The following is a 25870-nucleotide window of genomic DNA, read 5'->3' as shown; positions in this document are numbered from 1 at the left end:
CACTTCGGTCGCCGCACCTTTGCCAAACCGCAGCGAACCTGTGCTGGTTCGTCGCCTGGCGAAAATAACCAGATGTAAACAGTCTGCAAAGACAGTTGACAATCGCCGCAATGAGTGCGCCCTTCACCATGCAGGAAGACGCAACCCCGCCCGGGGCGGCCCGCCTGCTGTTGATCGACGATGCGCCCGAGCAGTTGCGCCAGCTCAACGATCTGCTGGCCCGCCACTACCGGCTGCTCCATGCCGCCGACGGGCTCAGCGGCTTTCACCGCGCCCAGGCGCAGCGGCCCGACCTGATCCTCCTGGACCTGCTGATGCCTGGCATGGACGGCCACGCCGTGTGCCGGCTACTGAAGGCCGATGCGGCCACCTGTGAGATCCCGGTGATCTTTCTCTCTGCCCAGGCGAGCGCGCAGCAACGGCTGGACGGCTTGCGCCTGGGGGCGGTGGACTACATCGCCAAGCCCTTTCTGGCCGACGAGGTGCTGGCGCGGGTCTACGTCCATCTGCCGCGCGCCAAGACCGCGCCGGGGCGCTGCGATGGCGCACACGACCCCGAACTGGCCTTCGTCAACGCAGCTACCCAGCTCATTGGCGAGCAGTTGGAGGACCTGCCCTCGGTGGGCGACCTGGCCGAGCGCCTGGGCTTGAGCGAGCGACGCCTGTCCACGCTGTTTCGCAGGCACCTCGGCCTGACGGTGTCGGGTTTCATCAGCGAGGAGCGCATCCGCGTCGGCTGCCACCTGCTGGCCGCCACGCCCATGAGCGTGCAGGACATTGCCTTCGACGTGGGTTTCACCACGGCGTCCAACTTCTCCACCGCCTTCCGCGAGCGACTGGGGCTGACGCCGCAGGCTTGGCGCCAGCTGCAGCGCGACGGCGGCGCCTCTTGATCCGGCGCTGGCTGTACCGATTCTTCTGTATCGCGCTGAGCCTGGCGGCCTGGGCGCCGCTGCACGCGCAGCCCGCACCTCAGCCGGCCTGGCAGCTGCTTGAAGACCCTGGTGGCACCCTGACGCTGGACGACGTACAGGCGCGAGCCGGCGAGTTCAAGCCCCACCAACCGACCGGCCATCTGCGCACCCCCGGCTACACGCGCACCGCGCTGTGGGCCCGGCTGGAGCTGCCCGCCAACGCCCAGCCGGAGACGCTCTGGCTGGTGATGACGCTGACGCGCATCGAGCACGCGCAGCTGTGGGTCCAGGCGCCCGACGGGCAATGGCGCTACACGCAAGCTGGCCTGCGGGTGCCTCACGAGCAATGGCCGCTGGACACCAGCGACGTGAGCTTCGAGCTGCGCCCGGAGCCCGGCCGGCCGCTGCGCCTGATGCTGCGCGAGTCGGGCCGCACCTACGCCTCCTTCGACGCGCTGCTGTGCCGGCCGCGCGACTGCTTCACTGAGAACCGCGACACCACCCTGGCCATCGCCGTGCTGGCCGGCAACCAGATGCTGGCCGCCGCCGGCTATCTGCTGCTGTTCTTCTTCTGGCGCCGGGCGGCATTCGCGCTGATGGCGGGCTCGGTGGCGGCCTACGGCCTTTACGAGCTGAGCCTGCACGGCCTGAGCTTTCAGTACCTCTGGCCCAACGCCACCGGCTGGGCGCCGCGCAGCTTGGTGGTGCTGATGGGCACGGCACAGCTGCTGAACTCGCTGGCCGTGGCAGCCATCCTGCCACTGCGCCGCGCCGCGGCGGCGCTGCGCTGGGCGCTGGCTGCCGCCTGGCTCGCCATCGGCGCCGCCCTGTTGACCGCGCTGTGGGGCGACTACCGGGCCGTGGCGCCGCTCGTCAACGCGCTGACGGGGCTGTGCGGCCTGCTGACCCTGGTGCTGGCCGGCTGGGCCTGGTGGCGTCGCCTGCCGTTGGCCGGCTGGGCCGCGCTGGTGATGGCGTCTGCGGTGGTGGGCGCGCTGCCGCGTTACGCCTATGTGCTGGGCTGGCTGGAGCTGGGGCCGGTGATGTGGCTGACCACGCCCGTCGTGCTGCTGCTGTCGCACCTGATCCTGCTGATGGCCCTGGTGCAGCAGGTGGTGCAGCAGCGCCGCACCGAGCTGGCCGCGCAGGCGCAGCTGCTGCAGGAGCGGGCCGCGCGCAGCCAGGAGCTGGAGCGGCAGGTGGCGCAGCGCACCGGCGAATTGCGCGATGCGCTGCAGGAGGCCCGCAGCCAGCACCAGCAGCGCAGCCGCCTGCTGGCCTTCATTGGCCACGACCTGCGCGCACCGCTGGCCGCGACGGTGAGCTATCTGCGCCTGCTCGGCGGCGGCGGCCGGCGCGACCAGCAACTGCGCGCCAGCGTGGAGCACAGCGTGGGCTACCAGTTGGCGCTGATCGATGAGCTCGTCGAGTTCTCGCGCGGCGAGCTGCATGAGCTGGACCTGGTGCCCGCTCCGCTCTACATCCACGGCCTGCTGCACGAGCTGGCAAAGCAAGGCGAGCTGCTGGCGCGCCAGCACCGCAACGCCTTTCGGGCAGGCATAGACCCGGAATTGCCGGCCGTGGTGCTGGCCGACGCCAAGCGCCTGCGCCAGGTGCTGCTCAACCTCTTGTCCAACGCCGCCAAGTTCACTACCGGCGGTCAGATCGAACTGAGCGTCATGCCAAGCAGTACGGCGCCGGGCGTCTGGTGCTTCGAAGTGGCTGACACCGGCAGCGGCATTGCGCCCGCGGACCAGGCCCGGCTGTTCGAACCCTTCTGGCAAGCTCCGCCGCAAGAGAATCAGCGCGCCGAGGCTGGCTCGGGCCTGGGCCTGGCGGTGGCCAAACACATCGTCGAGGCCATGGGCAGCCAGATCGAACTGCACAGCGCCGTGGGCCAGGGCAGCCGCTTCTCGTTCTTGCTGCCGCTGAGCGCAGGTCGCGCCGAGGAGGTCCTGATGCCCGCCGACGGCGTCACACCTGTCGAGACCGCCGAGACCGACCTGCTTGCGCTGCTGATCGACGCGCCGCAGGGCCATGCCGACCGCGTCGCCGAACTGCTATTCGCCGCCAACGTCGAGGTGCTGCGGCCCGCGCCCGGCGCGCTGCTTGCGCCGGCGGATCTGCTGCTGTGCGACCCCTGCCTGCTGGATGCAGACGGCCTTGCACAGGTGCAGCACTGGCGTGCCAGCGGTGCGTCACGCCGGTGCATCGCCCTCGTCGATCGCCCGCTCGCATCCGAACTGGCGGGCCTGTTCGACGCCACGCTCTACAAGCCGGTCAACGCCGCCGCCTTGCTGGCCGAGCACTTCAGCCCCGCGGCGACGCCATGAAAAAGAGCGCCTCAGACCCGCTCAGGCGCTCTTCAACGGCCGGACGGCCCGCTCTTACTTCGGCAGGTCTTTGGCGTAATTCGCCAGGCCTTCAGTAATCTCGGACTTGGCCTTCTCCGGGCCTTCCCAGCCCTTGACCTTGACCCACTTGCCCTTCTCCAGGTCCTTGTAGTGCTCGAAGAAGTGCTGGATCGCGGACAGGCGGGCCGGGTTCACGTCTTCGATCTTCTGCCAGTGGTCGTACATGGGCAGGATCTTGCTGGTGGGCACGGCCAGCAGCTTGGCGTCGCCACCGGCCTCGTCGTCCATCATCAGCACGCCCAGGGGGCGGCAGGTCACGACGACGCCGGGCGTCAGCGCGAAGGGAGTGATGACGAGCACGTCGACCGGGTCACCGTCGTCCGCCAGCGTCCTGGGGATGTACCCGTAGTTGCACGGGTAGTACATAGGCGTCGTCAGGAAGCGGTCGACGAACAGCGCACCGCTCTCCTTGTCCACCTCGTACTTGATCGGGTCGGCATTCATCGGGATTTCGATGATGACGTTGAACTCGTCAGGCACCTTGGCGCCGGGGGTCACGTTGTGCAGGCTCATGGTCGTCTTTTAGGGCTAAGGAAAACCCGCATTCTAGGTTTCCCCAACATCGCTGGTAAACGTGCAACCCGGCCGTCAAACCCGGCCCTTAAGCTCGGCCGCCGAGCCCCGGCATACCCTGCCGCGGGCCACAGATGACACGCTAAACAGGAGACTCATACATGTCGACAGAAGTGGCGCTGTATTTCGCGCTGGCTTGCGGCCTCGCGGCCGTTCTTTATGGCTTCATCCAACGAAGCTGGATCCTGAGTCAGGATGCGGGCAATGCCCGCATGCAGGAGATCGCCGCGGCGATCCAGCAAGGTGCCGCCGCCTACCTCGGCCGGCAGTACCGCACCATCGGCATCGTCGGCGTCGTGCTGGCCATCGCCATCGCGGTGTCGGGCCTGGGAACGACGACGGCCATCGGCTTCGTCATCGGCGCGGTGCTGTCGGGCATCTGCGGCTTCATCGGCATGAACATCTCGGTGCGCGCCAATGTGCGCACCGCGCAGGCCGCCTCCAAGGGCATTGGCCCGGCGCTGGATGTCGCCTTCAAGGGCGGCGCCATCACCGGCATGCTGGTGGTGGGCCTGGGCCTGCTGGGCGTGGGCGGCTTCTACATGGCCATCGGCGGCGGGCATGACAGCACGGCCCTCAAGCCCATGCTGGGCCTGGCCTTCGGCTCCTCGCTGATTTCCATCTTCGCGCGCCTGGGCGGCGGCATCTTCACCAAGGGCGCGGACGTCGGTGCCGACCTGGTGGGCAAGGTCGAAGCCGGCATCCCCGAGGACGACCCGCGCAACCCGGCAGTCATTGCCGACAACGTCGGTGACAACGTCGGCGACTGCGCCGGCATGGCGGCCGACCTGTTCGAGACCTACGCGGTCACGCTGATCGCCGCGATGGCGCTCAGCGCGTTGATGATCACCGGCAGCAGCGCGCTGGCCGGCGTCGTCTACCCGCTGGCACTCGGCGGCGTGTCCATCATCGCCTCCATCATCGGCTGCTACTTCGTCAAGGCCAGTCCCGGCATGAAGAACGTGATGCCGGCGCTGTACAAGGGCCTGATCGTGGCCGGCGTGCTGAGCCTGATCGCCTTCTTCTTCGTCACCAAGGCGATGTTCCCCGGCCCCATAGAGCTGAGCACGGGTGGCACGACGAGCGCGATGGCCCTGTTCGGCGCCTGCGCGGTCGGCCTCGCGCTGACGGCGGCCATGGTCTGGGTGACGGAGTACTACACCGGCACCCAGTACCACCCGGTGCAGCACGTGGCGCAGGCCTCCACCACCGGGCACGGCACCAACGTCATCGCCGGCCTGGGTGTGTCGATGAAGTCCACGGCCTGGCCGGTGCTCTTCGTCTGCGCGGCCATCTACGCGGCCTTTGCCTTGGCGGGCCTGTACGGCATCGCCGTCGCGGCCACCTCCATGCTCAGCATGGCCGGCATCATCGTCGCGCTGGACGCCTACGGCCCCATCACCGACAACGCCGGCGGCATTGCCGAGATGGCCGAGCTGCCGGCTTCCGTGCGTGACGTCACCGACCCGCTGGACGCCGTGGGCAACACGACCAAGGCCGTCACCAAGGGCTATGCCATCGGCTCCGCCGGCCTGGCTGCGCTGGTGCTGTTTGCCGACTACACGCACGCGCTGGAAGCGCGTGGCATGCACGAGGTGTTCTCGCTGTCCGACCACAAGGTGATCCTGGGCCTCTTCCTCGGCGGCCTGATCCCCTTCCTGTTCGCCGCGATGGCGATGGAAGCCGTCGGCCGGGCCGCCGGTGCCGTTGTCGTCGAGGTGCGCAAGCAGTTCGCCGATGGCGCCATCATGGCCGGCCAGCGCAAGCCCGACTACAGCGCCGCGGTCGACATGCTGACCACTGCCGCCATCAAGGAAATGATCGTTCCTTCACTGCTGCCCGTGGTGGCACCCATCCTGGTTGGGCTGATCCTCGGCCCGGCGGCACTGGGTGGCCTGCTGATGGGCACCATCGTGACCGGCCTCTTCGTCGGCATCTCGATGTGCACCGGCGGCGGCGCCTGGGACAACGCCAAGAAGCTGATCGAGGAAGGCTTCACCGACGACAAGGGCGTGCTGCACAAGAAGGGCTCGGAAGCGCACAAGGCCGCTGTCACCGGCGACACCGTGGGCGACCCCTACAAGGACACCGCCGGCCCGGCCGTGAACCCACTGATCAAGATCATCAACATCGTGGCCCTGTTGATCGTGCCGCTGTTGCCGCTGCCTGCGGGCAGCAAGGCCCCCGAGCCCGTCGCAGCCCCGGCTGTCGTGGCGGCACCGGCGGCCAGCACCGCGGAGATGCCCGCGTCGGCCGCATCTCAGTAACACCCAGGTAAATCCCTGGCATAACGGCCCGAGAAATCAGACTTCTCGGGCCGTTTCTCCGTCTGGCCCAGGCAAAATCGCGGCTCATGGCGAGCATGGCAATCACGAGGCACGAGCTGTCGCGGCGACGCGAACAACTGCAGGATCTGCAGCGCTACCTCGCCGTGCTGGAAGCCGACCATGATGGCTCTCGCGCCAAGCTGCTCGGCTTTCGCCAGCGCTATCTCGAGGCCCTGGGCCCGCTGATGCGCGAGCTCGACGAGATCGACGCCCAGCTGCACCAGGCCACGGCCCTGCTGTCCGAGGCCTTGAAGCGCCAGGGTGTCGACGCCCCGGTGTCGGCATCCCAGCGCGCCAAGATCTGGCCCGATGTTCCCGCCCTGCCCGACGCGACGCCGCTGCCGCCCGAACCCACGGGCCCCATGACCGACCTGCCGCCGCCCAGCCTGAAAACGCTGTACCGGCGCGCGGCGATGCGTTTTCACCCCGACCTGGCGCCCTCCGGCCCGGAGCGCGAGGTCTGCGAGCAGCGCATGATGATCGTCAACGAGGCTTACGCGAACAGCGACCGCCACCGGCTGGAAACGCTGCTGCTCGCTGCGGGCGAACTGCCCGAGAAGGTCATCGGCGGCCCGGCCGACGCGGTACGCGCCTGGCTCGGCCTGTGCGAGCACCTCGTGCAGGGCCGCATCCGCGTCGTGCAGGCGCAGACCGCCTTGCTGCACAACCTGCAGATGCACCAACTGCGCATCGCCATCGAACGTGCCGAGGGCGGCGGCATGCGGCCGCTGGACATCATGGCCGCGCGGCTGCGCACCCAGATCGCCGAGCGCCGCCAGGAGCTCTACATCGGCGAGCGTGTCGGCAGCGACGCCCGCATGGCGGCGGATTTCCTGCGCAAGCGCTACCAGCGGCTGACGGGGCTGGGCCTGGGCTGAGCCCGTCGTCCTGCGGGCTCAGTCGCAGCCTTGCGACTGGTCGTTCTGCGTCTGCGGGTCCGAGCTGGGAAAGAAGTTCACCATGTCACCCGTAGCGCTGATCTGAGCGAACAGCAACACAACGCCACGCCGGGTGTAGGTATCGGCAGACCAAGGAACGATGACGCCGTCCCACCAGGCGCCGTCCGACTCGGTTCTGCTGGCTGGCAGGTAGTTGTAGGGGTTCATGGTGGGGTCGTTGCCAACCGTCTTCACCGCGGCACCCACCAGGCGCAGGCTCGTGCCGCCGACCGTCGTTTCAACGAAGGAGAACGGCAGTTCACCATCCTGCCCCGCGGGGGTCGTCGTGGTGAGCACTGTGCCCGACGGCACGGGCTGGCCATTGCCATCGACATAAGCGCATTGCGCCAATCCACCGGCGGTACCGGTGACGGTGACGGTGTAGGGAGGAACGAAGGTCGACATAGGGACTTCTCTGGTTGTGGTGGGGAAAGAGGTGGCAGCTACATCTCACGCTGCCGATGCAGCCAGGCACGGCCTGCTTGCCAGTCAGGCTGGTCGACGACTCGCGGATCCAGGCATTTCTGTACTTCGAGCCAACGTTGAGTCAACTCGGCATGCGCCTGCAGCCATCCCGCGCGAAGCTGCAGCAGTTGCTGCGCCTGGCCGCAAGCCGCCTGCCTGGCGGACGCGTCAGTAGCATTCAGGTTCGCCTTGAACAATTGCAGTCGCACCGCTGCGTTCAAGGCTTCCAGGGATACGGGGCGCTTGGCCATCACGGCGGACAAGCGTTGTTCGACTCGCACCAGGGCCTGGTCGCGCGCCTCGCACGCCGGGCTTGCACAAGCAGGACTGGCCGCCAGTTCCAACAGCCGGACCGAACGAGGCAGCCAGCTGTCCAGGGGCGGCTTGCCCGGTCGCAGACCCTCCAGCTTCTGCAGCAGGGCCAAGGCCTGTACGGCGCGCGCGTCTGGCGGCAAGTCGGCCCGTTGCGCCAGCAGGTTGGCGTCAATCTCCAGGGCCAGGAAAGCCCAGCTCACATTGGCGGGGTCACCTCGCCGCAATTGATCCGCGGCTGACTTGGCTTGGCTCAGCACCGTCAAAGTGCTCAGGCCGGCCGCCATCTGGGTGTCGCTCAGATTCAGCAGCAGCCCGGTCTCGCGCTTCAACCATTCGAGGTCCGCAGGGTGCCGCTGGCGCAGCGACTGCACAGGCGGCAGCGCGCGGTTGAACGCCTGGGCAGCACCCGCATACCGCCCCGTCAACTGCAGCAGCCCGCCCAGCCAACTGACGGTATCTCCCCAATCACTCTGCAAGGCGGCGTCGTCGGGGCGTTTGGCGAGCAAGCTCTCCTTGAGCACCAGGGAATGCCTGAAAGCTTCTTCCGCCTGAGCGAATTGCCCCTGCCTCAACCACAGGCTGCCCAAGCTGTTCTCGGCATAGGACAGCTCCAGCTGCGCATCCGCGTCCTTTGCATCGGCCTGCAGCCATTTCGCGCTGACGTCGCGATAGCGGGCCCAGTGCTTCTCGGCGGGTTCGAGCTGGCGCTGGCGGAAGAACACCTCGCCTTGCCAGAATGCCGCGGCGCCCTGAGCCTTGCGCCAGGCCGCCGTCATGTCGGCCGCGGGAGGATCGCCTTGCAGCAGCTCGGTGGCCGTCTCCAGCGGCTCCTGCGCGCTCTCCAGGTCCCGCTTCGACACCCTGACCTCGCCGATCACGGTCAAGGCCTTGGCCCGTTGCAGCCGATCAGACGCACTGAGCGGCCCCGAGCTGTCCAGCACCTTCAATGCCTTGCCGCCCACGCTGTCCAGCAACTCCAGGCGGCCGATGGGGCGCAGCTTGTCGGCAAATTCACCCAGCATGAAGCTGAGCACGTCCTCTGCCTGCTGGCGCCGTGCCTGGGCCTGCTGCTCTGCCTGTTCCGCCCGGTGGGCCTGCAACAGGCTGGTGGTCGTCAGGGCCAGCAGGGCCCCCACGGCCACACCGCCAGCCGCCACGGGCACGCGGTGGCGGCGCACGAACCGACCCAGCACATAGAGCCGGCTGTCCGGGCGCGCACGGATGGGTTCATGGTCCAGCCAGCGCTGCAAGTCCTCGGACAACGCCTGCGCGTTCGCGTAGCGCTGGGCTGGCGCCTTCTTCAGCGCCTTGGCGACGATGGTGTCGAGATCGCCGCGCAGATGCCGCGCCTGCCCGGCGATGACGGTGTCGTCCTGGCTGGCCGCCACGTCCGACAACCGCCGCGGCACATGCTCGACGACGGCTTTGAGCCGGTCCAGCTGCGTCTGCGTGTCGTCGGCGGTCGGGTGATGGCCGCCCAGCAGCAGATAGAGCAGCACCCCCAAGGCGTAGACATCGGTGGCCGTCGTCACGTCTGACTGCTGCACCTGCTCGGGCGCGGCGAACTGCGGTGTGAAGGCGCTGCCGGCGCGCTGCGTCAGCTCGGTGGCGGCGGCCCCCTGCTCCGCCTGGGTCGCATCGGCCAGCAGCTTGGCGATGCCAAAGTCCAGCAGCTTCACGTCGCCCTCGCGCGTCACGAGGATGTTGCTGGGCTTGAGGTCACGGTGCAGGATCAGCCGCGCATGGGCATGTGCCACGGCGCCCAGCACGTCGAGGAACAGGCGCACCCGGCCCTCGACATCGAGCTGCTGCTGGCGGCAGTAGAGGTCGATGGGCTGGCCATCGACGTACTCCAGCACCAGATAGGGCTGCTGGCTCTGGTGCAGGCCGGCGTCCAGCAGGCGGGCGATGTGAGGGTGGGACAGGCGGGCCAGGATCTCGCCTTCGCGCGCGAAGCGACCCGCGTCACCACGCCCGAACAGGCCGGCCATCAGGAACTTGACCGCGACCTGGCCCTCGAAACGACCGTCGGCGCGCCGCGCCAGCCAGACTGTGCCCATGCCGCCCTGCCCCAGCTGGCGCTCCAGCAGATAGGGGCCGATGGCCTGGCCGGCCAGGTCGGGCGGCGGTGTGTCGTCGGGCACCGAGGCCAACGCCTCCTGCCATTGCGCCACGACGGGCTCGCTCAGGAAGCCCTGCTGCTGCAACTCCTCGGCGCGCGCCAGCATGCGCCGCAGTTGCTCGGCTGCGTCGGCGTCCTCTGTCTGCAGCCGCTCCAGGCGATGCTCGCGGGCAGCCGGGGGCAGGTCCAGCAGCTCATCCAGCAAAGGGCTCAGGGCGAGCCAGCGTTGCCTGTCCATGGACTAGCCCGCCAGGCTCATGGACAGGAACAGGCGGGCCTTCTGCCAGTCGCGCTGCACGGTGCGTTCGGTCACGCCCAGAGCCGCGGCGATCTCTGGTTCCTTCAGGCCAGCGAAATAGCGCATCTCGACGACCTGGGCCAGGCGGGGCTCCACCTGGGCCAGCTCGTCCAGGGCCTCGTGCACTCGCAGCACGTCGGCGTCGCCATGGGGCAACTGGTCGGCGACGGCGGTGTCCAGCGTCAGATGCAACTCGCCACCGCCACGGCGCTCGGCCCGCCGGGCGCGCACCAGGTCGACAACAACCGAACGCATGGCCTGGGCGGCATAGGCCAGGAAGTGGCGCCGGTCCGGGAAATCAGCCCCTTGGGCGCCGGCCACACGCATCCAGGCCTCGTGCACCAGGGCCGTCGTGTCGAGCAACGTCAGATGACCCGCGTCGCGCACATGCCGGCGCGCCAGGCGCTGCAGGTCGACGTAGAGCTGGGCCACCACCTGGTCGGCGGCGGCGCGGTCGCCTTGGCCGGCGGCCTGCAGCAATTGGGTGATGGCTTGCACCGGCCGCACTCTAACGGCTGGTAACGCCGGCGCAGGGGTTGGTTACGAGCCTGCTGCCGGCAAGCGGCAACTTTTTTGCATCCCGATGTCGGGTTTGGCGGATATCCCCCGTTTAAGAGGATGAGGAGCGATGTCCAAGCCAAGCCAGGGAGCCGGCAAAAGCCGCGGGCCGCCCATTCATTGCTCCTCACCCCGCTGTGAATCGGCCAGGTGGCCGCCAGCGCCGTCCAATCCAACGCGTGATGCCATGCTCCAATCCCAGCTCGCCGACGACCCTCCCCCGCCCGATCGCGCCGGCACGTTCACGCAGGTGCCCAAGGTGGACTCGCTCGGCGCATTCGGCCTGCGCGTGTCGCGCCAGTTCGCGCAGTGCCGCCGCAAGGGAGAGCAGCTCGCCTTGTTGTGGCTGCAGGTCGAGTTGCTGGCACGGCCTGACGACACCCTGAGCCCTGCCGAGCGCGACAACCTGATCCAGACCGTGAGCCTGCGCCTGCGCAACCGTGTACGCAGCGCGGACGAGGTCGTGCACATGGGAGAGCACTGCTTTGCCGTGCTGCTGGTAGCGGCCGGCGCGCCCGAGGCTGAGCTCGTCGAGGAGCGGCTGCGGCAGGCGCTCAGAGGCGCCTATGGCGTCGACGGCCGGCTGATGCAGGTGGGTGTGCGCCTGGGCACCGCCGTGTTCCCGCAGGCCGGGCGCAACGGCGCCGAGCTGGCGGAAGCGGCGCGGGCGAACCTGCCGGCGGCTGGGGGCGACTGAGCAGCGCTCCTCACACTTCCAGCCACTCCTTGCGGATGTAGGCATTGGCGCGCAGATCCGCCGGCGAGCCCTCGAAGACGATGCGGCCGTGGCCCATCACGTAGCAGCGCTCGGAGATCTCCATCGCGATGGCCAGCTTCTGCTCGACCAGCAGCACCGCGATGCCGCGGTTCTTCAGCTCCTTGAGGTACTCGGCCACCAGCTCGACGATCTTGGGTGCCAGGCCTTCGGTGGGCTCGTCGATCATGATGAGGTCGGGGTCACCCATCAGCGTGCGGCAGAGTGTGAGCATCTGCTGCTCGCCGCCCGAGAGCACGCCGGCCTCGGTATGCTGGCGCTCGCGCAGCCGCGGGAACATTTTGTACATGTCCTCGAAGCCCCAGCGCGGGTTCTTGGCTTTGGACTTCTGCCCCAGCATCAGGTTCTGGTGCACGGTCAGCTTGGGGAAGATGTCGCGGTTCTCGGGCACGTAACCCAGGCCCATATGAGCGATCTCGTAGGCCTTGCGACCCACCAGCTCCACGTCGCCCCAGCACACCGAGCCCTTGGCATCGACCTGGCCCATGATGGTCTTGACCGTCGTGGAGCGCCCAGCGCCGTTGCGGCCCAGCAGGCTGACGATCTCGCCCGGCTTGACCTCCATGCTGACGCCATGCAGCACATGGCTCTTGCCGTAGAAGGCGTGGACGTTGTCCAGCTTGAGGATGCGCTGCTGGGTCATGCCGCCGCCGCCTGAGTTTCTGCAAGCACCGAGCCCAGATAGGCCTCCTGCACGCGTGCATTCGCGCGCACGGCCTCGGGTGTGTCGAAGGCAATGACCTCGCCATAGACCAGCACAGCGATCTTGTCCGCGAGGCCGAAGACGACGCCCATGTCGTGCTCCACGGTCAGCAGGGTCTTGCCCACGGTGACGTCGCGGATCAGCTGGATGAAGCGCTTGGTCTCGCTCTTGCTCATGCCGGCCGTGGGTTCGTCCAGCAGGATGACGCTGGAGCCGCCGGCGATGGTGATGCCGATCTCCAGCGCCCGCGCCTCGGCATAGGTCAGGTTCATGGCCAGCACGTCGCGCTTGCGGTCGAGCTTGATCATCTCGAGGATCTGCTCGGTGCGGTCGTTGGCATCCTCGAGGTCGGCGAGGAACTTCCAGAAGGCGTAGCGGTGGCCCAGGCTCCACAGCACCGCGCAGCGGATGTTCTCGAACACCGAGAGTCGCGTGAACAGGTTGGAGACCTGGAAGCTGCGCGACAGGCCCAGGCGGTTGATCTCGTAAGGCTTCTTGCCGTCGATGCGCTGGCCATGCAGATGGATCTCGCCCGAGGTCGGCGCGAAGCGGCCGCTGATCAGGTTGAACAGCGTGCTCTTGCCGGCGCCGTTGGGGCCGATGATGGCCACGCGCTCGCCGGCCTGCACGGCCAGGTTGGCGCCGCGGATGATCTCGCTCTTGCCGAAGCTCTTGCGCAGGTCGCGCAGTTCGAGGGCGTAGGCCGTGCTCACAGGGCTTCCCTCCGCTTGATTTCTTTTTCGATGTCTTCCTGGATCTCACCCCACTCGTGCACATAGTGGCGGCGCACCAGCTCGAAAAGACCCGCACCGACGACGATGAGGAAGCCGGCGCCGAACCACGCGTCCAGCCCGCCGCTGTTCAGCGTCGCGCCCATGAAGCGCAGCTCGGGGCCCAGCGCCTCGTTGAGCTGGCGGTGATAGAGCATCTCGATCATGGTCGCCGCGCCGACCAGGGCCGCGAGCGCCGTGCCGGCCAGCGCGAGATAGGACGTCCAGAGCTTCTTCAGCTTGCCGAAGGCCGCCACGCGCAGGTTCATCAGGATGAGGCTGGCAAAGCCGCCGGGGGCGTACATGACCATGAACAGGAAGATCAGGCCCAGGTAGAGCAGCCAGGCCTTGGTCAGCTCCGACAGCAGCACGCCGCAGATGACCATCAGCACGGCGCCGATGATGGGACCGAAGAAGAAGGTCGCGCCGCCCAGGAAGGTGAACAGCAGATAGGCCCCCGAGCGCGCCGCGTGCAGCACGTCGCTGCCGTTGACGATCTCGGCGTTGATCGCCCCCAGGCCGCCCGCGACGCCAGCAAAGAAGCCCGAGATGGCGAAGGCCATGAAGCGCACCCAGTGCGTGTCGTAGCCGACGAACTCGACACGCTCGGGGTTGTCACGCACGGCGTTCAGCATGCGGCCCAGCGGCGTGCGCGTCAGCGCGAACATGGCCGCCGTGCAGATGAAGCAGTAGACGGCGACGAGGTAGTAAACCTGGATCTGCGGGCCGAAGCTGATGCCCATGAAGGGCTTGCCGATGACGCGGTTGCTGGACACGCCGCCCTCGCCGCCCGAGAACTCGGGCAGCATCAGCGTCAGCGCGAACACCAGCTCGCCGATGCCGAGCGTGATCATCGCGAACGGCGTGCCGGCCTTCTTCGTCGACACATAGCCCAGCAGCGCCGCGCACACCAGGCCCGCCAAGCCGCCCACCAGCGGGATCAGGCTGACGGGAATGCCCAGTGTGCCGGCACCGGCCATGTTCAGCGCATGGATGGCGAGGAAGGCGCCCATGCCGCTGTAGACAGCGTGGCCGAAGCTCAGCATGCCGCCTTGGCCCAGCAGGATGTTGTAGGCCAGGCAGGCGATGACGCCGATGCCCATCTGCGTCAGCATGGTCTGCGCCAGGCCGGTCGTCCAGATGCGCGGGGCGACGAAGAGGATCAGGGCGAAGACACCCCAGACGAACCAGCGCCCGACGTTATGGGGCTTGAAATGGAAATCCTTGCGCTTGCTCATCGGATCAGTCTTCCCGCGTGCCCAGCAGGCCCTTGGGCCGGAAGATCAGGATCAGCACCATCAGCAGATAGGGCAGGATGGGCGCGACCTCGGCCATCGTCAGGCGCAGCAGCGGGTAGCCCGGCGTGGCCTGGGTGACGGTGAAGCCGAGGCTGCCGAGCAGCGTGGCGAGGGAGCCGTTGATGGTCAGGGGCAGCGTCTGCAGCAGGCCCACGACGATGGAACCGACGAAGGCGCCCGCCAGCGAGCCAATGCCGCCGACGACCACGACGACGAAGATGATGGCGCCGATGAAGGCGGCCATGTTGGGCTCGGTCACGAAGGTGATGCCGCCGATGACGCCGGCCAGGCCTGCCAGCGCGCAACCGCTGCCAAACACCAGCATCAGCACGCGCGGCACGTTGTGGCCGAGCGCCTCGACCATCTCAGGGTGCGTCAGTGAGGCCTGGATGATCAGGCCCACGCGGGTGCGCGTCAGCAGCAGCCACAGCGCGAGCAGCATCAGCAGGGCCACCAGCATCATGAAGGCCTTGGTCGCCGGGAAGGTCGAGCAGTTGGCCACCGCGCAAACCTCGGGCGAGGCCTTGCCCAGGACCAGCGACATGCCCTCCTGGGCGCGCGAAACGATGGTCAGCGCCGAGCCCTCCAGCAGCGCCGGTGGCGTGAAGGTCACGGCGGTGCGGCCCCAGATCAGCTGCACCAGTTCCAGCACCACATAGGACAGGCCGAAGGTGATCAGCAGCTCCGGCACATGGCCGAACTTGTGCACGCGCCGCAGGGCCAGCCTCTCGAAGCCCGCGCCCAGCACGCCAACGGCCAGCGGCGCGAACAGCAGCGCCGGCCAGAAGCCCATGATGCCCACCAGCGAATAGGCGATGTAGGCGCCCACCATGTAGAAGCTGGCGTGGGCGAAGTTCAGCACGCCCATCATGCTGAAGATCAGCGTCAGGCCCGAGCTCAGCATGAAGAGCAGCAGGCCGGACGACAGGCCGTTCAGCAGATTGATGAAGACTTGATCCAAGGCGGTGGCCGGCAAAGTCAGGAGGATCGCGCCACCGCTCGCGAGCGGGGCGCGGTCGAGTCAGGCACCCAGGGGCTCAGGGCCTCTTCATTTGGCAGGACGTCGGCGTCGACGACACGTAGCTGTCGTACATCTTCACCGGCGCCAGCGTCATGCCGGTCTTCTCGGGGCTGTAGGGGTACTTGGCGTCGGCCTTCTGCCAGACCGAGATGAACAGCGGCTGCTGCAGCTGGTGGTCGGTCTTGCGCATCGTCACTTCACCATTGAAGCTCTTGACTGTCAGACCTTCCATCGCCGCGGCCACCTTGACCGGGTCGGTCGACTTGGCGTTGGCCATGGCCTGGCTCAGCAGCGAGTAGATGTGCTGCACGCTGAGCGTGTACATGTCGTCGTTGAACTTCTTGTTGTATTCCTCGGCGTCCTTCTGCGCCTGCCCGCCCAGGTTGTAATGGCTGTAGGCCACCTGGAACACGCGGCCCGCGCCGCCGGTGCCCAGTGCCGTCGGCGTGCCGGTCACACCGGTGTAGTAGGTGAAGAACTTGCCGTTGTAGCCGGCCTCGTTGGCGGCCTTGACGAGCAGGGCCAGGTCCGAGCCCCAGTTGCCGGTGATGACGGTGTCGGCACCGCTGGCCTTGATCTTGGCGACATAGGGGGCGAAATCGCGCACCTGGGCCAGCGGGTGCAGGTCTTCGCCGACGATCTGCACGTCGGGGCGCTTGCGGGCCAACATCTCCTTGGCGTATTTGGCGACCTGGTGGCCGTGGGCGTAGTTCTGGTTCAGCAGGAAGACCTTCTTGACGTCGGCCTGGTCCTTCATGAACGTCGTCAGCGCCTCCATCTTCATCGACGTGTCGGCGTCGAAGCGGAAGTGCCAGTAGCTGCACTTGCTGTTGGTCAGGTCGGGGTCCACCGCCGAGTAGTTCAGGTAGAGGATTTCCTTGCCCGGGTTGCGCTCGTTGTGCTTGCTGACGGCGTCGCTCAGGGCCAGCGCCACGCTGGAGCCATTGCCCTGCATGATGTAGCGGATGCCCTGGTCGGCCGCGGCCTTCAGCAGGTTCAGCGATTCGGCGGGGCTCAACTTGTTGTCGAAGGTGACGATCTCGAACTTCACGCCGGCGGGGTTGCTCTTGTTGGTCTTCTCGCCGAGGAACTGGAAGGTCTTGACCTGGTTCTGGCCCACCGGGCCCATCAGCCCGGACAACGCGTCGATATAGGCCAGCTTGACTGTCTCGCCCTTCTGCGCCTGGGCGGCCCCGGCCGCCAAGGCCAGCACGGCGACTGCCGTGAATGCGCGCGTTAGGCGTGGGACATGGGCCGAAGTGATGTCGAACATGCTTGTCTCCTGTTGTGGGTCTGAATGTGAACGGAAGTTAATCCAGCGCGGCCACGCCGCAGTCCCGGGCTTACCCCTGACCGGTCATCGCGCTCATGCCGTCGGGAGCTTGTGGCTCAGGAACTGGTCGCGCAGCTTGAGCTTCTGCACCTTGCCAGTGGCCGTATGCGGAATTTCGGAAACGAAGACAACGTCGTCCGGGATCTGCCACTTGGCGATGCGGCCCTCGTAAAAGGCCAACAACTCTTCGCGCGTCAATGTCGCGTCGGGCTTCTTCACGACGACCAGCAGCGGTCTCTCGTCCCATTTGGGGTGCCTGGCAGCGATAACGGCGGCCTCGTGCACGGCCGGGTGGGCCATCGCGATGTTCTCGAGATCGATGGAGCTGATCCATTCGCCGCCGGACTTGATGACGTCCTTGCTGCGGTCGGTGATCTGCATGAAGCCGTCGGCGTCGATGGTGGCCACGTCACCGGTCGGAAACCAGCCTGGCTCGCCATCCACACTCACCAGGGGCGACTCGTCGTGGTTGTAGTACTGGGCGATGACCCAGTGACCACGCACGACCAGATTGCCCGAGCTCTGGCCGTCCCAGGGCAGGGAGCGGCCTTCGTCGTCGATGACGGCCATGTCCACGCCGTAGATGACGCGGCCCTGCTTCTCCAGCAGGCGCTGCTGCTGTTCGGGTGGCAGGTCGAGCTGGCGTGTCGTCAACTTGGACAACGTGCCCAGCGGCGACATCTCGGTCATGCCCCAGGCATGGATGACCTCGACGCCGTAGTCCTGCTGCAACGACTTCATCATCGCCGGCGGGCAGGCCGAGCCACCGATGACGGTGCGCTTGAAGGTCGAGAACTTCAGGTTGTTGGCCTTGACGTAGTTCAGCAGGCCCAGCCAGACGGTGGGCACGCCGGCGCTGAAAGACACCTTCTCGCCCTCGAACAGCTCATACAGGCTCTTGCCGTCCAGATGCGGGCCGGGCAGCACGAACTTGCAGCCGACGATGGCCGCGCTGTACGGCAGGCCCCAAGCGTTGACATGGAACATCGGCACGACGGGCAGGATGACGTCGCGGCTGGAGCAGTCCATCGCGTCCGGCAGCGCCGCGGCGTAGGCATGCAGCACCGTCGAGCGGTGGCTGTAGATGGCGCCCTTGGGGTTGCCGGTGGTGCCGGACGTGTAACAGATGCTGGAGGCGGTGTTCTCGTCAAACTGCGGCCAGGCGTAGTCGCCGGTCTCGGCGGCCAGCAGGTCGTCAAAGCACAGTAGATTCGGGATCGTTGACGCCGCCGGCATGTGGGCACGCGAGGTCATCAGCACGAAGTGCTGAACGCTCTTCAGCAGCGGCGCAATCTTCTCGACCAGCGGCAGGAAGGTGGCGTCAAAACAGAGGATGCGGTCCTGCGCGTCGTTGGCAATCCAGACGATCTGCTCGGGGAAGAGGCGCGGGTTGATCGTGTGGCAGACCAGCGCGGAGCCCGAACTGCCGTAGTAGATCTCCATGTGGCGGTGGCCATTCCAGGCCAGCGTCGCAACGCGGTCGCCGGGCTCGCAACCCAGGCGTGCAAAAGCCTGCGCGGCCTGGCGCGAACGCCGCGCCAGCTCGCGCCAATTGCTGCGGTGCAGGTCGCCCTCGACCCGCTTGCTGACGATCTCGGTCTCGCCCGAATGCCGCTCGGCGTGCTTCAGCAGCGACGAGATCAGCAGCGGATCCGACATCATCCGGCCCATCAATGCCATGGTTGTCTCCTGGCGGTCTTGTAGAACCTGTTTGCAGTCTCCCCATGGCGCCCGCAAGGCAGCACAGGGTCGCAATCAAGGCGCGCGCCGCCGGTCGGGCTCTTGCCCGACCCAGGTGCGCAACGCCGAGTGCGGCCCTGTGCTGCCTTGCCCTCCGGGTTGCCCCGCAAAGGCAGCGTCTGCGGCGTTGCAAATCCTCGCCGGGCAACCAGCCCGACTGCGGTTTGCGTCTTGCAGCCACTGCCTTTGCGGGGCAACGGGCGCCATGGGGAGACTGCGAACAGGTTCCGGCCAGTCTAGCCCCCGGGTCCAACACCTGAACGTCACAACCGCGACCCTCGCACCCCGGGGAAACACCCGGGTGAGCGAGGCCTTCGGCCCTCTCACTAAACTGGCCGGCTGATGAAAGTTCTGAGTCGCCCGTTCGACGAACCCGCTCTTCCCGGCGACGCGGCCCTGCCGCCTGACCGGGCCCCAAGCCCCGAAGTGTCCTTTTCATCATGAGCCACGATTCCAGCAAGACCTACCCCGTCCAGAAGACCGACGCCGAATGGCGCGAGCAACTCGACGCCACGCAGTACCAGGTCGCCCGCCATGCGGGGACGGAGCGCGCCTTCAGCGGCAAGTACTGGGACCACTTCAAGGACGGCCACTACAACTGCATCGGCTGCGGCACGCCGCTGTTCGAGTCCGACACCAAGTTCGACGCCGGCTGCGGCTGGCCGAGCTACTGGGCCCCGGTCAACAGCGAAGTCATCGAACGCATCGTCGACAGCAGCCACGGCATGGTGCGGGTCGAGGTCCGCTGCAACAAATGTGGCTCGCATCTGGGACACGTCTTCCCGGACGGTCCCGAGCCGACGGGTGAGCGTTACTGCATCAACTCCGCCTCCATCGATTTCGTGAAAGACAATCCCGGCGCATGAAACTGCTGCTCGACTTTCTTCCGCTGATCCTTTTCTTCATCGTCTTCAAAGGCGCTGAAGGGCACGCCGATGCAGCGGCAGCGTTCTCGACCGAACATTTCGGCTTCCTGGTCTCCGGCGGCGTTGTCGGCGCCCAGGAAGCGCCGGTTCTGCTGGCCACGCTGGTGGTCATGATCGCCACGCTGGCGCAGGCGGCCATCCTGAAGCTGCGCGGCAAGAAGATCGATCTGATGCTGTGGATCAGCCTCGTGCTGGTCGTGACTCTGGGCGGTGCCACGATCTGGTTCCACAACGAGACCTTCATCAAGTGGAAGCCCACCGGCCTGTACTGGGCCATGGCGCTGACGCTGTGGATCTCGCAGGCAGCGTTCGGCAAGAACCTGATCCAGTCCATGCTCGGCAGCGAACTCGCCCTGCCCGACCTGATCTGGCTCAAGCTGAACCGCGCCTGGGTGCTGTTCTTCGCCGCGATGGGCGTGCTCAACCTCTATGTGGCTTACCACTTCTCGACGTCGGCCTGGGCCAACTTCAAGGTCTTTGGCGTGACGGGCCTCATCGTGCTGTTCACACTCGCCCAAGGCCTGTATCTCAGCAAGCACCTGCCGCCGGAAGAGGACAGCAAGCCATGATCAGCGCAGAGATAGAGGCCCGCCTGCGCGCGGAGCTGGCGCCACTGGAACTCAGCATCCGCGACGACAGCGCCCAGCACGCCGGCCACGCCGGTGCCCGCGAGGGCGGCCACTTTCACGTGGCTGTCGTGTCGGATCGCTTTACCGGACTGCAAAGATTGGCCCGGCACCGCCTCGTTTATCATTGTTTGTCCGACCTGATGCAGCGCGGCATCCACGCGCTGGCGATCGACGCCCGGGCCCCGGGTGAACACTGATCAGATCGTGCGTGATTGAAGAACCGCGCGCCCGGCACCGGGCGCGATTTTTTTAGCCTGAATCAAATTCCCCCACCCATGAAGAAGTTTGCGCTCGCCGCCGTCGTCGCGGCCACCATTTCGGCCCTGCTGCCGGCTGCTGCAGTCGCGCAGAACGTCGCCACCGTCAACGGCAAGCCCGTGCCCAAGGCGCGCGTCGAGACGCTGATCCAGCAAGTCACCAAGAGCGGCCAGCAGCAGCGTTCGCCCGAGCTGGAAGCCCAGGTCAAGGACGAGGTCGTGCGCCGCGAGATCTTCATGCAGGAAGCCGAGAAGCGCGGCGTTCCGCAGACCGCCGACTACAAGGCCCAGATGGACCTGGCCCGCCAGATGCTGCTGATCCGCGGCCTGATGGATGACTTCAAGACCAAGAACCCCGTCACCGATGCCGAAGCCCAGGGCGAGTACGACAAGTTCAAGGCCGCCAACACCGGCAACGAATACCGCGCCCGCCACATCCTGGTCGAGAAGGAAGAGGACGCCAAGGCCCTGATCGCCCAGATCAAGGGCGGCGCCAATTTCGAGGAACTGGCCAAGAAGAACTCCAAGGACACCGGCTCTGCGGAAAAGGGCGGCGACCTGGACTTCGCCAATCCGAACAACTTCGTGCCCGAATTCAGCAAGGCCATGACGGCGCTGCAAAAGGGCGAGATGACGCAGGAACCGGTCAAGAGCCAGTTCGGCTATCACATCATCAAGCTCGAAGACACGCGCCCCGCGACCTTCCCGGCCTTCGACGACGTCAAGGCCCAGATCAAACAGCGCATCGAGCAGCAGAAGATGGCCGAGTTCCAGGACAGCCTGATCAAGAAGGCCAAGACCGACTACACCTTCAGCAAGTAAGCCGGCCCGCCGATCGCTTGTTGCAAGACCCGCTACGGCGGGTCTTCTGCCATCTGGACCCTATAAACCATGTCCGACGCCCTCAGCACCCGTCTCGTCCACGCCAGCGGCCCCGACCGCCAGTTCGGTGGCGTCCATACGCCCATCCATCCTTCCGTGCAGTACGCCTACGAGAAGGTGGAGGACCTGATCGCCGTCTTCCAGGGCAAGAGCAAAGGCAGCTTCAACTACGCCCGCCAGGGCACACCGACAACGGCCGCGCTCGAAGCGGTTGTCACGGAGATGGAAGGCGGCATCGGCACCGTCAGCTTCGCCACCGGCATGGCGGCCCTGAGCGCCCTCTTCCTGACGCTGCTGAAGGCGGGCGACCACCTCGTCACCAGCAACCGCGTCTTCGGCAACACCAACAGCCTCTTCCAGACGCTGGAGGGTCTGGGCATCGCGGTCAGCCGCGTCGATGCCGGCGAGGCCGCTGCGGTGCAGGCTGCGCTGCGGCCCGAGACTCGGCTGGTCTTCGTCGAGACCATCGCCAACCCCAGCACCCGCATTCCCGACCTCGAAGGCATTGGCACGCTGTGCCGTGAGCGCGGCCTGCTCTACGTCGTCGACAACACCGTCACCTCGCCGGCCCTGTGCCAGCCGCGCCGCTTCGGTGCCGGCCTGGTGATGAACTCCCTGACCAAGACGCTGGCCGGCCATGGCGAGGCTCTGGGCGGTGCGGTGACCGACACCGGCTGCTTCGACTGGTCGACCTACCCGAACATCTTCCCGGCCTACCGCCAGGGCGACGCGCGCGGCTGGGGCCTGCAGCAGATCCGCAAGAAGGGCTTGCGCGACATGGGCGGCACGCTGTCCAGCGAGGCCGCCCACCGCATCCTCGTCGGCACCGAGACGTTGACGCTGCGCCTGCACCGCAGCAGCGACACGGCCCTCGCGCTGGCCCGTCACCTGGCCGCCCACCCGGCCATAGCCCAGGTGCACTACCCCATGCTCGAGACCCATCCCGAGCACGACCGCGCGCGCGACTGGTTCGGCAGCGGTTCGTGGATGCTGAGCTTCGAGCTGCGCGACCCCGAGCGCATGGTCGAGGTGCTGAACCGGCTGCGCCTGCCGCTCAAGGCCACCGGCCTGGCCGACACGCGCACGCTGATCATCCCGGTGGCGCCGACCATCTTCTGGGAGATGGGCCAGGCGGCGCGAGCCGCCATGGGCATCGCAGAAGGTCTGGTTCGGCTGTCGGTGGGCTTGGAAGCGGCCGAAGACTTGATCGCCGATTTCGACCAGGCGCTGGCAGCCTAAGCAGCCAGTCGGCCGGCCTCGATCTTCAGCTGGCGCTCGCAGCGCGCAGCGATTTCGCGGTCATGGGTGACGAGCACCAGCGTCGTGCCGGCCTCGCGGTTGAGTTCGAACATCAGCTCCATCACCGAGGCGCCGGTCGCGAAGTCCAGGCTGCCGGTGGGCTCATCGGCCAGCAGCAGCGCCGGGCGCAACACGAAGGCACGAGCCAACGCCACGCGCTGCTGCTCGCCGCCCGACAGCACGCGCGGGTAGTGACCCAGGCGCTCGCCCAGGCCCACGCGCGTGAGCATGGCGGCGGCCTGCTCGCGCGCGTCGCGGTCGCCGCGCAGCTCCAGCGGCAGCATGACGTTCTCCAGCGCCGTCAGGTTGGGCAGCAGCTGAAAGCTCTGGAAGACAAAGCCCAGCTCGCGGGCGCGCACGGCGGCGCGCTGGTCCTCGTCCAGCGTGAAGAGATCCTGGCCGCGCAGCGTGACAGAGCCATCGCTGGGCGTGTCCAGGCCGGCGAGGATGGCCAGCAGCGTGCTCTTGCCGGAGCCGGAAGCGCCGACGATGGCCACCGATTCCCTTGCAGTCAGCTCGAAGCTGATGTCATGCAGAATCGTCAGCTCGCCGGTCGCGTCACGCACGCGCTTGGTGATCTGGTCAACTTGAACAAGGGCTTCGGGCATGTCGGGACTGCGGCGGCGATGGGTGTTGGCGCACTTTAGCCTGGGGGTGATCGCCGGCTCTTCTTCAGGGATCTCAGGTGCGGCCGCGGCCGCCGAGGCACCGGTCATCCTGGTCGTCGGCGACAGCCTGTCCGCCGAATACGGCCTCAAGGCCGGCGACGGCTGGGTGGCCCTGCTGCAAAAGCGCCTGGCCGAACAGAAGAAGCCCTACCGCGTCGTCAACGCCAGCATCAGCGGCGACACCACGGCAGGTGGCCGCAGCCGGCTGCCAGCCGCACTGCGCACGCACAAGCCGGCCATCGTCATCCTCGAGCTGGGCGGCAACGACGCGCTGCGCGGCCTGCCGCTGGGGAGCACGCGCGACAACCTGCTGGCCATGGCGCGCGCCGCCCAGGAGAGCGGCGCCAAGGTGCTGATTGCCGGCATGCAGGTGCCGCCCAACTACGGCACGGCCTATGGCAAGGAGTTTGCCGACCTGTTCGAGCAGGTCGCCAGGCAGGCCCGCGCGGCCTTCGTGCCCTTCCTGCTCAAGGGCGTGGCGGACCGGGCAGACGCGATGGATTGGTTCCAGGGCGACCGCATCCACCCGCTGGCCAAGGCGCATCCGCTGATGCTGGACAACGTCTGGCCAGCGTTGAAACCGCTGCTTTAGGCCGCGGCTTCAGCGCTCCTGCTGCTGGGGGTCCCGCGGCTGCTTGTCGCCGCGCGTCGGCACGCCGTCCTGGCGGCCGCGCTTCGGGCCTTCTTCGCGCGGCTGTGCGCGGGGTTGCGCCTGCGGTTGCGGCTGAGGCTGCGGGCGTGGCACCTCGATCTGGCGCTGCGGCTCGGGCTGGGAGATGCGGCGTTGCTGCTCTTCGCGACGCTGCTGCATCTCGCGTTGCTGCGTCTCACGCTGTTGGGCTTCGCGATGCTGCGTATCGCGCTGCTGCGCCTCGCGCTGCTGGATCTCCTCGCGACGCTGCTGAACCTCACGTTGCTGGGCTTCGCGATGCTGCGTATCGCGCTGCTGCGCTTCCCGTTGCAGCTGTTGCTGTTGCTGTTGCTGTTGCTGTTGCTGTTGCTGTTGCTGTTGCTGCGCGCGCCAAGGCATGTTGTCGCCACTGCGCTGCGGCTGCTCGACGCCGGGGCGCTGCTGCTGGGGAACCTGAGGCTGCGCGGCGATGGCCGGAACGGCCGGCTGTGCCACCGCAGGCACAGGCACCTGCGGCTGCACGTCAGGACCGCGTTGATCGCGGCGCTGGGGCCGCTGGTTGCCCTCGCTGCGCCAGCCCATATTGGCCTCCGGCGCGCGGGGATTACGGCGCGGGAGTTCGGTCTCCGGCGGCCGGGTGGGTGCCGCCGGCAGCACAGCAGCCAGGTCCCCACGGCCCGGCGCTGTCGGCAGCGGGCGGTTCCAGCCCGGCTCGGGGCGACGGTCGGGGCCGCGCACCGGCAGCGGCTGGATGGCCGCGCCGGGGGCGGGCAAGGTGCTGACGGCCGCCGGTGCATCGCGGTATCGGTGCGGGCGCCGCACGGTGACGGGGTCGCGCACGTCGCGCGGATCGTTGACGCGGTTCACATAGCGCGGGCTGTGGTGGTAGGCCGGCACATAGACCTCACGCGGTGCCAGCGGGTACCAGCCAAAGCGTGGCGGCGGCGGGCGGCTGCCCACGCTGATGCCGATGCTGACGGAGCCACTGCCGACCCAGCCCACCAGGGCCGGTGCATAGACCGGGCGGTGCACATAGGCGCCCGGCGTCCAGCACCAGCGCCCGCCCCAGCTGACCCAGCGGCCATAGTGGAAGGGCGCGAAGCCCCAGGGCGCGTCGTCCACCCAGGTCCAGCCCCAATGACGCGACCAGGTCCAACGGCCATAGCGGTAGGGCGCCCAGTCCGCGACGGCAACGGTCGTCGGAATCCAGACCGTGCCGTACTCGGGCGCCGTCTCCCAGCGGCCATAACGGTCCAGGTCCTCGGCGCCGGTCATCTCGGGTGACACGTAGCGCGCGACGGGGCGGTCACCTTCCTCGCGGCTTTCGGCCAGCACCCAGTCGCCAAAGCCGTCGCTGAACAGCGGGCTGCGCTCGGCGCGGGGACCGTCGGGCCACCAGAATTCGGCCTGCTCGCCGGTGCCCAGCGTCACGGGCGAGGCGGTGCGAGCCCATTCAAATCGCAGGCGCCCCTGCCAGACATAGGCCTTGCTGCCGCGGTCGAGTTGCTCCACGCGGTAGAGGCCCTCGCGCTCGGGCTGCGCCGTACCCTCACGGGTGCGCAGCCGGGTTTCGGCGGCGTTCTCGGAGTTGCGCAGGCGCACGGCAACGTCGCCGCGGTCGATCTGCAGCAGTGTCTGGCCCTCATCGAGCTGGCTCAGCTCCAGGTCGCTGCGTTCGTCAACCCAGATTGACGTCGAGCCGGAACGCAGGCTGATGCGGGCGCGGTCGTCGGTGCGCACGCGATCGCCCTCGCCGACGGTCTGGTTGCGCAACAGCCGCGTCCATTCGCGGGTGTCGTGGTCGAACAGCCAGGCATCGCCGACAACGTCGACGACTCGGGCCGCGCGGGTCGGAGGATCACGGTCGGCGTCCTGTGCCTTGACGGCAGGCGCGATCGCAATGAACAGCGCCAGAGCCAGCATGCGCCAGCTGTTGCGCTTCAGGACAAGCTTGGATTCGATGGACGTGGTCATGAGCCAATGCTCCTTTGCGCCTGCGCAACGCACAAGCTCC

At 67.4% G+C, this 25870-nt stretch carries 23 protein-coding genes; 11 read left to right on the top strand and 12 right to left on the bottom strand.

All coding sequences use genetic code 11. The features are described 5' to 3' along the window. Nucleotides 1–110 precede the first annotated feature (110 nt). Together ACXJKM_RS00625 and ACXJKM_RS00620 are read left to right on the top strand one after the other, a co-directional pair. On the top strand, nt 111–893 hold the full coding sequence (locus tag ACXJKM_RS00625) for a helix-turn-helix domain-containing protein (protein ID WP_457349599.1): 783 nt from the start codon (nt 111–113) through the stop codon (nt 891–893). Next, complete coding sequence (locus ACXJKM_RS00620) at nt 890–3247, top strand: ATP-binding protein (RefSeq protein ID WP_457349597.1); 2358 nt, start codon at nt 890–892, stop codon at nt 3245–3247. The genes ACXJKM_RS00625 and ACXJKM_RS00620 overlap by 4 nt, the downstream gene beginning before the upstream one ends. Before the next feature lie 54 nt (nt 3248–3301). Here the strand turns inward: ACXJKM_RS00620 and ppa are convergent, their stop codons facing one another. Next, nucleotides 3302–3841: an inorganic diphosphatase gene (gene ppa / locus ACXJKM_RS00615; RefSeq protein WP_057296199.1), complete on the bottom strand. Its 540-nt coding sequence runs from the start codon at nt 3839–3841 to the stop codon at nt 3302–3304. A gap of 161 nt (nt 3842–4002) precedes the next feature. On the opposite strand from ppa, the gene ACXJKM_RS00610 reads away from it, so the two are divergent. Together ACXJKM_RS00610 and ACXJKM_RS00605 are read left to right on the top strand one after the other, a co-directional pair. Continuing rightward, complete coding sequence (locus ACXJKM_RS00610; protein WP_056198303.1) at nt 4003–6168, top strand: sodium-translocating pyrophosphatase; 2166 nt, start codon at nt 4003–4005, stop codon at nt 6166–6168. Between the two features lie 86 nt (nt 6169–6254). Next, nucleotides 6255–7106 (top strand): J domain-containing protein, encoded by an 852-nt coding sequence (locus ACXJKM_RS00605; RefSeq protein ID WP_457349594.1) that lies wholly within the window; start codon nt 6255–6257, stop codon nt 7104–7106. Nucleotides 7107–7124: 18 nt separating this feature from the next. Here the strand turns inward: ACXJKM_RS00605 and ACXJKM_RS00600 are convergent, their stop codons facing one another. From ACXJKM_RS00600 to ACXJKM_RS00590, 3 genes are read right to left on the bottom strand one after another with little or no spacing between them, the layout of a single operon-like run. Continuing rightward, the gene (locus ACXJKM_RS00600) at nt 7125–7571 is read right to left on the bottom strand and encodes a hypothetical protein (RefSeq protein ID WP_457349592.1); all 447 of its coding nucleotides are present in this window, start codon (nt 7569–7571) and stop codon (nt 7125–7127) included. A gap of 38 nt (nt 7572–7609) precedes the next feature. Then, on the bottom strand, nt 7610–10306 hold the full coding sequence (locus ACXJKM_RS00595) for a protein kinase domain-containing protein (RefSeq protein ID WP_457349590.1): 2697 nt from the start codon (nt 10304–10306) through the stop codon (nt 7610–7612). Nucleotides 10307–10309: 3 nt separating this feature from the next. Then, entirely contained in the window at nt 10310–10864 is a 555-nt protein-coding gene (locus ACXJKM_RS00590) for an ECF-type sigma factor (protein WP_457349588.1), read from the bottom strand. A 247-nt stretch (nt 10865–11111) separates the two neighbouring features. On the opposite strand from ACXJKM_RS00590, the gene ACXJKM_RS00585 reads away from it, so the two are divergent. Then, nucleotides 11112–11621, top strand: a complete 510-nt coding sequence (locus tag ACXJKM_RS00585; RefSeq protein ID WP_457349586.1) for a diguanylate cyclase domain-containing protein — start codon at nt 11112–11114, stop codon at nt 11619–11621. A gap of 10 nt (nt 11622–11631) precedes the next feature. Here the strand turns inward: ACXJKM_RS00585 and ACXJKM_RS00580 are convergent, their stop codons facing one another. The 6 genes from ACXJKM_RS00580 to ACXJKM_RS00555 all read right to left on the bottom strand — a co-directional run bounded on the left by ACXJKM_RS00580 (nt 11632) and on the right by ACXJKM_RS00555 (nt 18504). Further along, entirely contained in the window at nt 11632–12342 is a 711-nt protein-coding gene (locus tag ACXJKM_RS00580) for an ABC transporter ATP-binding protein (protein WP_457349584.1), read from the bottom strand. After that, nucleotides 12339–13115 carry an ABC transporter ATP-binding protein gene (locus tag ACXJKM_RS00575; protein WP_457323285.1) on the bottom strand — a complete coding sequence of 259 codons (777 nt, stop codon included), beginning with the start codon at nt 13113–13115 and terminating at the stop codon, nt 12339–12341. Before ACXJKM_RS00575 ends, ACXJKM_RS00580 begins: the two co-directional genes overlap by 4 nt. Beyond that, nucleotides 13112–14410, bottom strand: coding sequence for a branched-chain amino acid ABC transporter permease (locus tag ACXJKM_RS00570; RefSeq protein WP_457349582.1), 1299 nt, complete (start codon nt 14408–14410; stop codon nt 13112–13114). Before ACXJKM_RS00570 ends, ACXJKM_RS00575 begins: the two co-directional genes overlap by 4 nt. Nucleotides 14411–14414: 4 nt before the next feature. Continuing rightward, on the bottom strand, nt 14415–15374 hold the full coding sequence (locus ACXJKM_RS00565) for a branched-chain amino acid ABC transporter permease (RefSeq protein WP_235532019.1): 960 nt from the start codon (nt 15372–15374) through the stop codon (nt 14415–14417). 133 nt (nt 15375–15507) lie between these two features. Continuing rightward, complete coding sequence (locus ACXJKM_RS00560) at nt 15508–16764, bottom strand: branched-chain amino acid ABC transporter substrate-binding protein (protein ID WP_056198327.1); 1257 nt, start codon at nt 16762–16764, stop codon at nt 15508–15510. Between the two features lie 93 nt (nt 16765–16857). Continuing rightward, nucleotides 16858–18504 carry a 3-(methylthio)propionyl-CoA ligase gene (locus ACXJKM_RS00555; RefSeq protein ID WP_457349580.1) on the bottom strand — a complete coding sequence of 549 codons (1647 nt, stop codon included), beginning with the start codon at nt 18502–18504 and terminating at the stop codon, nt 16858–16860. Between the two features lie 500 nt (nt 18505–19004). On the opposite strand from ACXJKM_RS00555, the gene msrB reads away from it, so the two are divergent. The 5 genes from msrB to ACXJKM_RS00530 all read left to right on the top strand — a co-directional run bounded on the left by msrB (nt 19005) and on the right by ACXJKM_RS00530 (nt 22497). Further along, complete coding sequence (gene msrB / locus ACXJKM_RS00550) at nt 19005–19430, top strand: peptide-methionine (R)-S-oxide reductase MsrB (protein WP_056198333.1); 426 nt, start codon at nt 19005–19007, stop codon at nt 19428–19430. Then, a complete protein-coding gene (locus ACXJKM_RS00545; RefSeq protein WP_457349578.1) occupies nt 19427–20059 on the top strand; it encodes a septation protein A in 633 nt (210 codons plus the stop codon). Before msrB ends, ACXJKM_RS00545 begins: the two co-directional genes overlap by 4 nt. Beyond that, nucleotides 20056–20316: a BolA family protein gene (locus ACXJKM_RS00540; RefSeq protein WP_056198339.1), complete on the top strand. Its 261-nt coding sequence runs from the start codon at nt 20056–20058 to the stop codon at nt 20314–20316. Before ACXJKM_RS00545 ends, ACXJKM_RS00540 begins: the two co-directional genes overlap by 4 nt. A 78-nt stretch (nt 20317–20394) precedes the next feature. After that, a complete protein-coding gene (locus tag ACXJKM_RS00535; RefSeq protein WP_457349576.1) occupies nt 20395–21198 on the top strand; it encodes a peptidylprolyl isomerase in 804 nt (267 codons plus the stop codon). A gap of 69 nt (nt 21199–21267) precedes the next feature. Next, the gene (locus ACXJKM_RS00530) at nt 21268–22497 is read left to right on the top strand and encodes a cystathionine gamma-synthase family protein (protein WP_457349574.1); all 1230 of its coding nucleotides are present in this window, start codon (nt 21268–21270) and stop codon (nt 22495–22497) included. Here ACXJKM_RS00530 and ACXJKM_RS00525 read toward each other — a convergent pair. Beyond that, nucleotides 22494–23165: an ABC transporter ATP-binding protein gene (locus tag ACXJKM_RS00525; RefSeq protein WP_457349572.1), complete on the bottom strand. Its 672-nt coding sequence runs from the start codon at nt 23163–23165 to the stop codon at nt 22494–22496. The two genes, ACXJKM_RS00530 and ACXJKM_RS00525, sit on opposite strands and share 4 nt — an antisense overlap. Between ACXJKM_RS00525 and ACXJKM_RS00520 the strand changes: the two genes are divergently transcribed. Beyond that, nucleotides 23164–23817, top strand: coding sequence for an arylesterase (locus ACXJKM_RS00520; protein WP_457349570.1), 654 nt, complete (start codon nt 23164–23166; stop codon nt 23815–23817). The two genes, ACXJKM_RS00525 and ACXJKM_RS00520, sit on opposite strands and share 2 nt — an antisense overlap. A 9-nt stretch (nt 23818–23826) precedes the next feature. Here ACXJKM_RS00520 and ACXJKM_RS00515 read toward each other — a convergent pair whose 3' ends face one another. Beyond that, nucleotides 23827–25830 (bottom strand): DUF6600 domain-containing protein, encoded by a 2004-nt coding sequence (locus tag ACXJKM_RS00515; protein WP_457349568.1) that lies wholly within the window; start codon nt 25828–25830, stop codon nt 23827–23829. Nucleotides 25831–25870 lie beyond the last annotated feature (40 nt).

This window comes from Roseateles sp. P5_D6 (assembly GCF_054049415.1).
Note: the sequence above shows the minus strand (reverse complement) of the source record. Positions and strands in the feature narration are given on the sequence as shown.

Coding starts and splice junctions, on each gene's coding strand:
- ACXJKM_RS00555 (WP_457349580.1), bottom strand. CDS start 18,504: ATGGCATTGATGGGCCGGATGATGTCGGATCCGCTGCTGATCTCGTCG.
- ACXJKM_RS00605 (WP_457349594.1), top strand. CDS start 6,255: ATGGCGAGCATGGCAATCACGAGGCACGAGCTGTCGCGGCGACGCGAA.
- ACXJKM_RS00520 (WP_457349570.1), top strand. CDS start 23,164: ATGTCGGGACTGCGGCGGCGATGGGTGTTGGCGCACTTTAGCCTGGGG.
- ACXJKM_RS00560 (WP_056198327.1), bottom strand. CDS start 16,764: ATGTTCGACATCACTTCGGCCCATGTCCCACGCCTAACGCGCGCATTC.
- ACXJKM_RS00595 (WP_457349590.1), bottom strand. CDS start 10,306: ATGGACAGGCAACGCTGGCTCGCCCTGAGCCCTTTGCTGGATGAGCTG.
- ACXJKM_RS00565 (WP_235532019.1), bottom strand. CDS start 15,374: ATGCTGAGCTCGGGCCTGACGCTGATCTTCAGCATGATGGGCGTGCTG.
- ACXJKM_RS00515 (WP_457349568.1), bottom strand. CDS start 25,830: ATGACCACGTCCATCGAATCCAAGCTTGTCCTGAAGCGCAACAGCTGG.
- ACXJKM_RS00585 (WP_457349586.1), top strand. CDS start 11,112: ATGCTCCAATCCCAGCTCGCCGACGACCCTCCCCCGCCCGATCGCGCC.
- ACXJKM_RS00530 (WP_457349574.1), top strand. CDS start 21,268: ATGTCCGACGCCCTCAGCACCCGTCTCGTCCACGCCAGCGGCCCCGAC.
- ACXJKM_RS00545 (WP_457349578.1), top strand. CDS start 19,427: ATGAAACTGCTGCTCGACTTTCTTCCGCTGATCCTTTTCTTCATCGTC.
- ACXJKM_RS00600 (WP_457349592.1), bottom strand. CDS start 7,571: ATGTCGACCTTCGTTCCTCCCTACACCGTCACCGTCACCGGTACCGCC.
- ACXJKM_RS00580 (WP_457349584.1), bottom strand. CDS start 12,342: ATGACCCAGCAGCGCATCCTCAAGCTGGACAACGTCCACGCCTTCTAC.
- ACXJKM_RS00625 (WP_457349599.1), top strand. CDS start 111: ATGAGTGCGCCCTTCACCATGCAGGAAGACGCAACCCCGCCCGGGGCG.
- ACXJKM_RS00610 (WP_056198303.1), top strand. CDS start 4,003: ATGTCGACAGAAGTGGCGCTGTATTTCGCGCTGGCTTGCGGCCTCGCG.
- ppa (WP_057296199.1), bottom strand. CDS start 3,841: ATGAGCCTGCACAACGTGACCCCCGGCGCCAAGGTGCCTGACGAGTTC.
- ACXJKM_RS00540 (WP_056198339.1), top strand. CDS start 20,056: ATGATCAGCGCAGAGATAGAGGCCCGCCTGCGCGCGGAGCTGGCGCCA.
- ACXJKM_RS00525 (WP_457349572.1), bottom strand. CDS start 23,165: ATGCCCGAAGCCCTTGTTCAAGTTGACCAGATCACCAAGCGCGTGCGT.
- ACXJKM_RS00535 (WP_457349576.1), top strand. CDS start 20,395: ATGAAGAAGTTTGCGCTCGCCGCCGTCGTCGCGGCCACCATTTCGGCC.
- ACXJKM_RS00570 (WP_457349582.1), bottom strand. CDS start 14,410: ATGAGCAAGCGCAAGGATTTCCATTTCAAGCCCCATAACGTCGGGCGC.
- msrB (WP_056198333.1), top strand. CDS start 19,005: ATGAGCCACGATTCCAGCAAGACCTACCCCGTCCAGAAGACCGACGCC.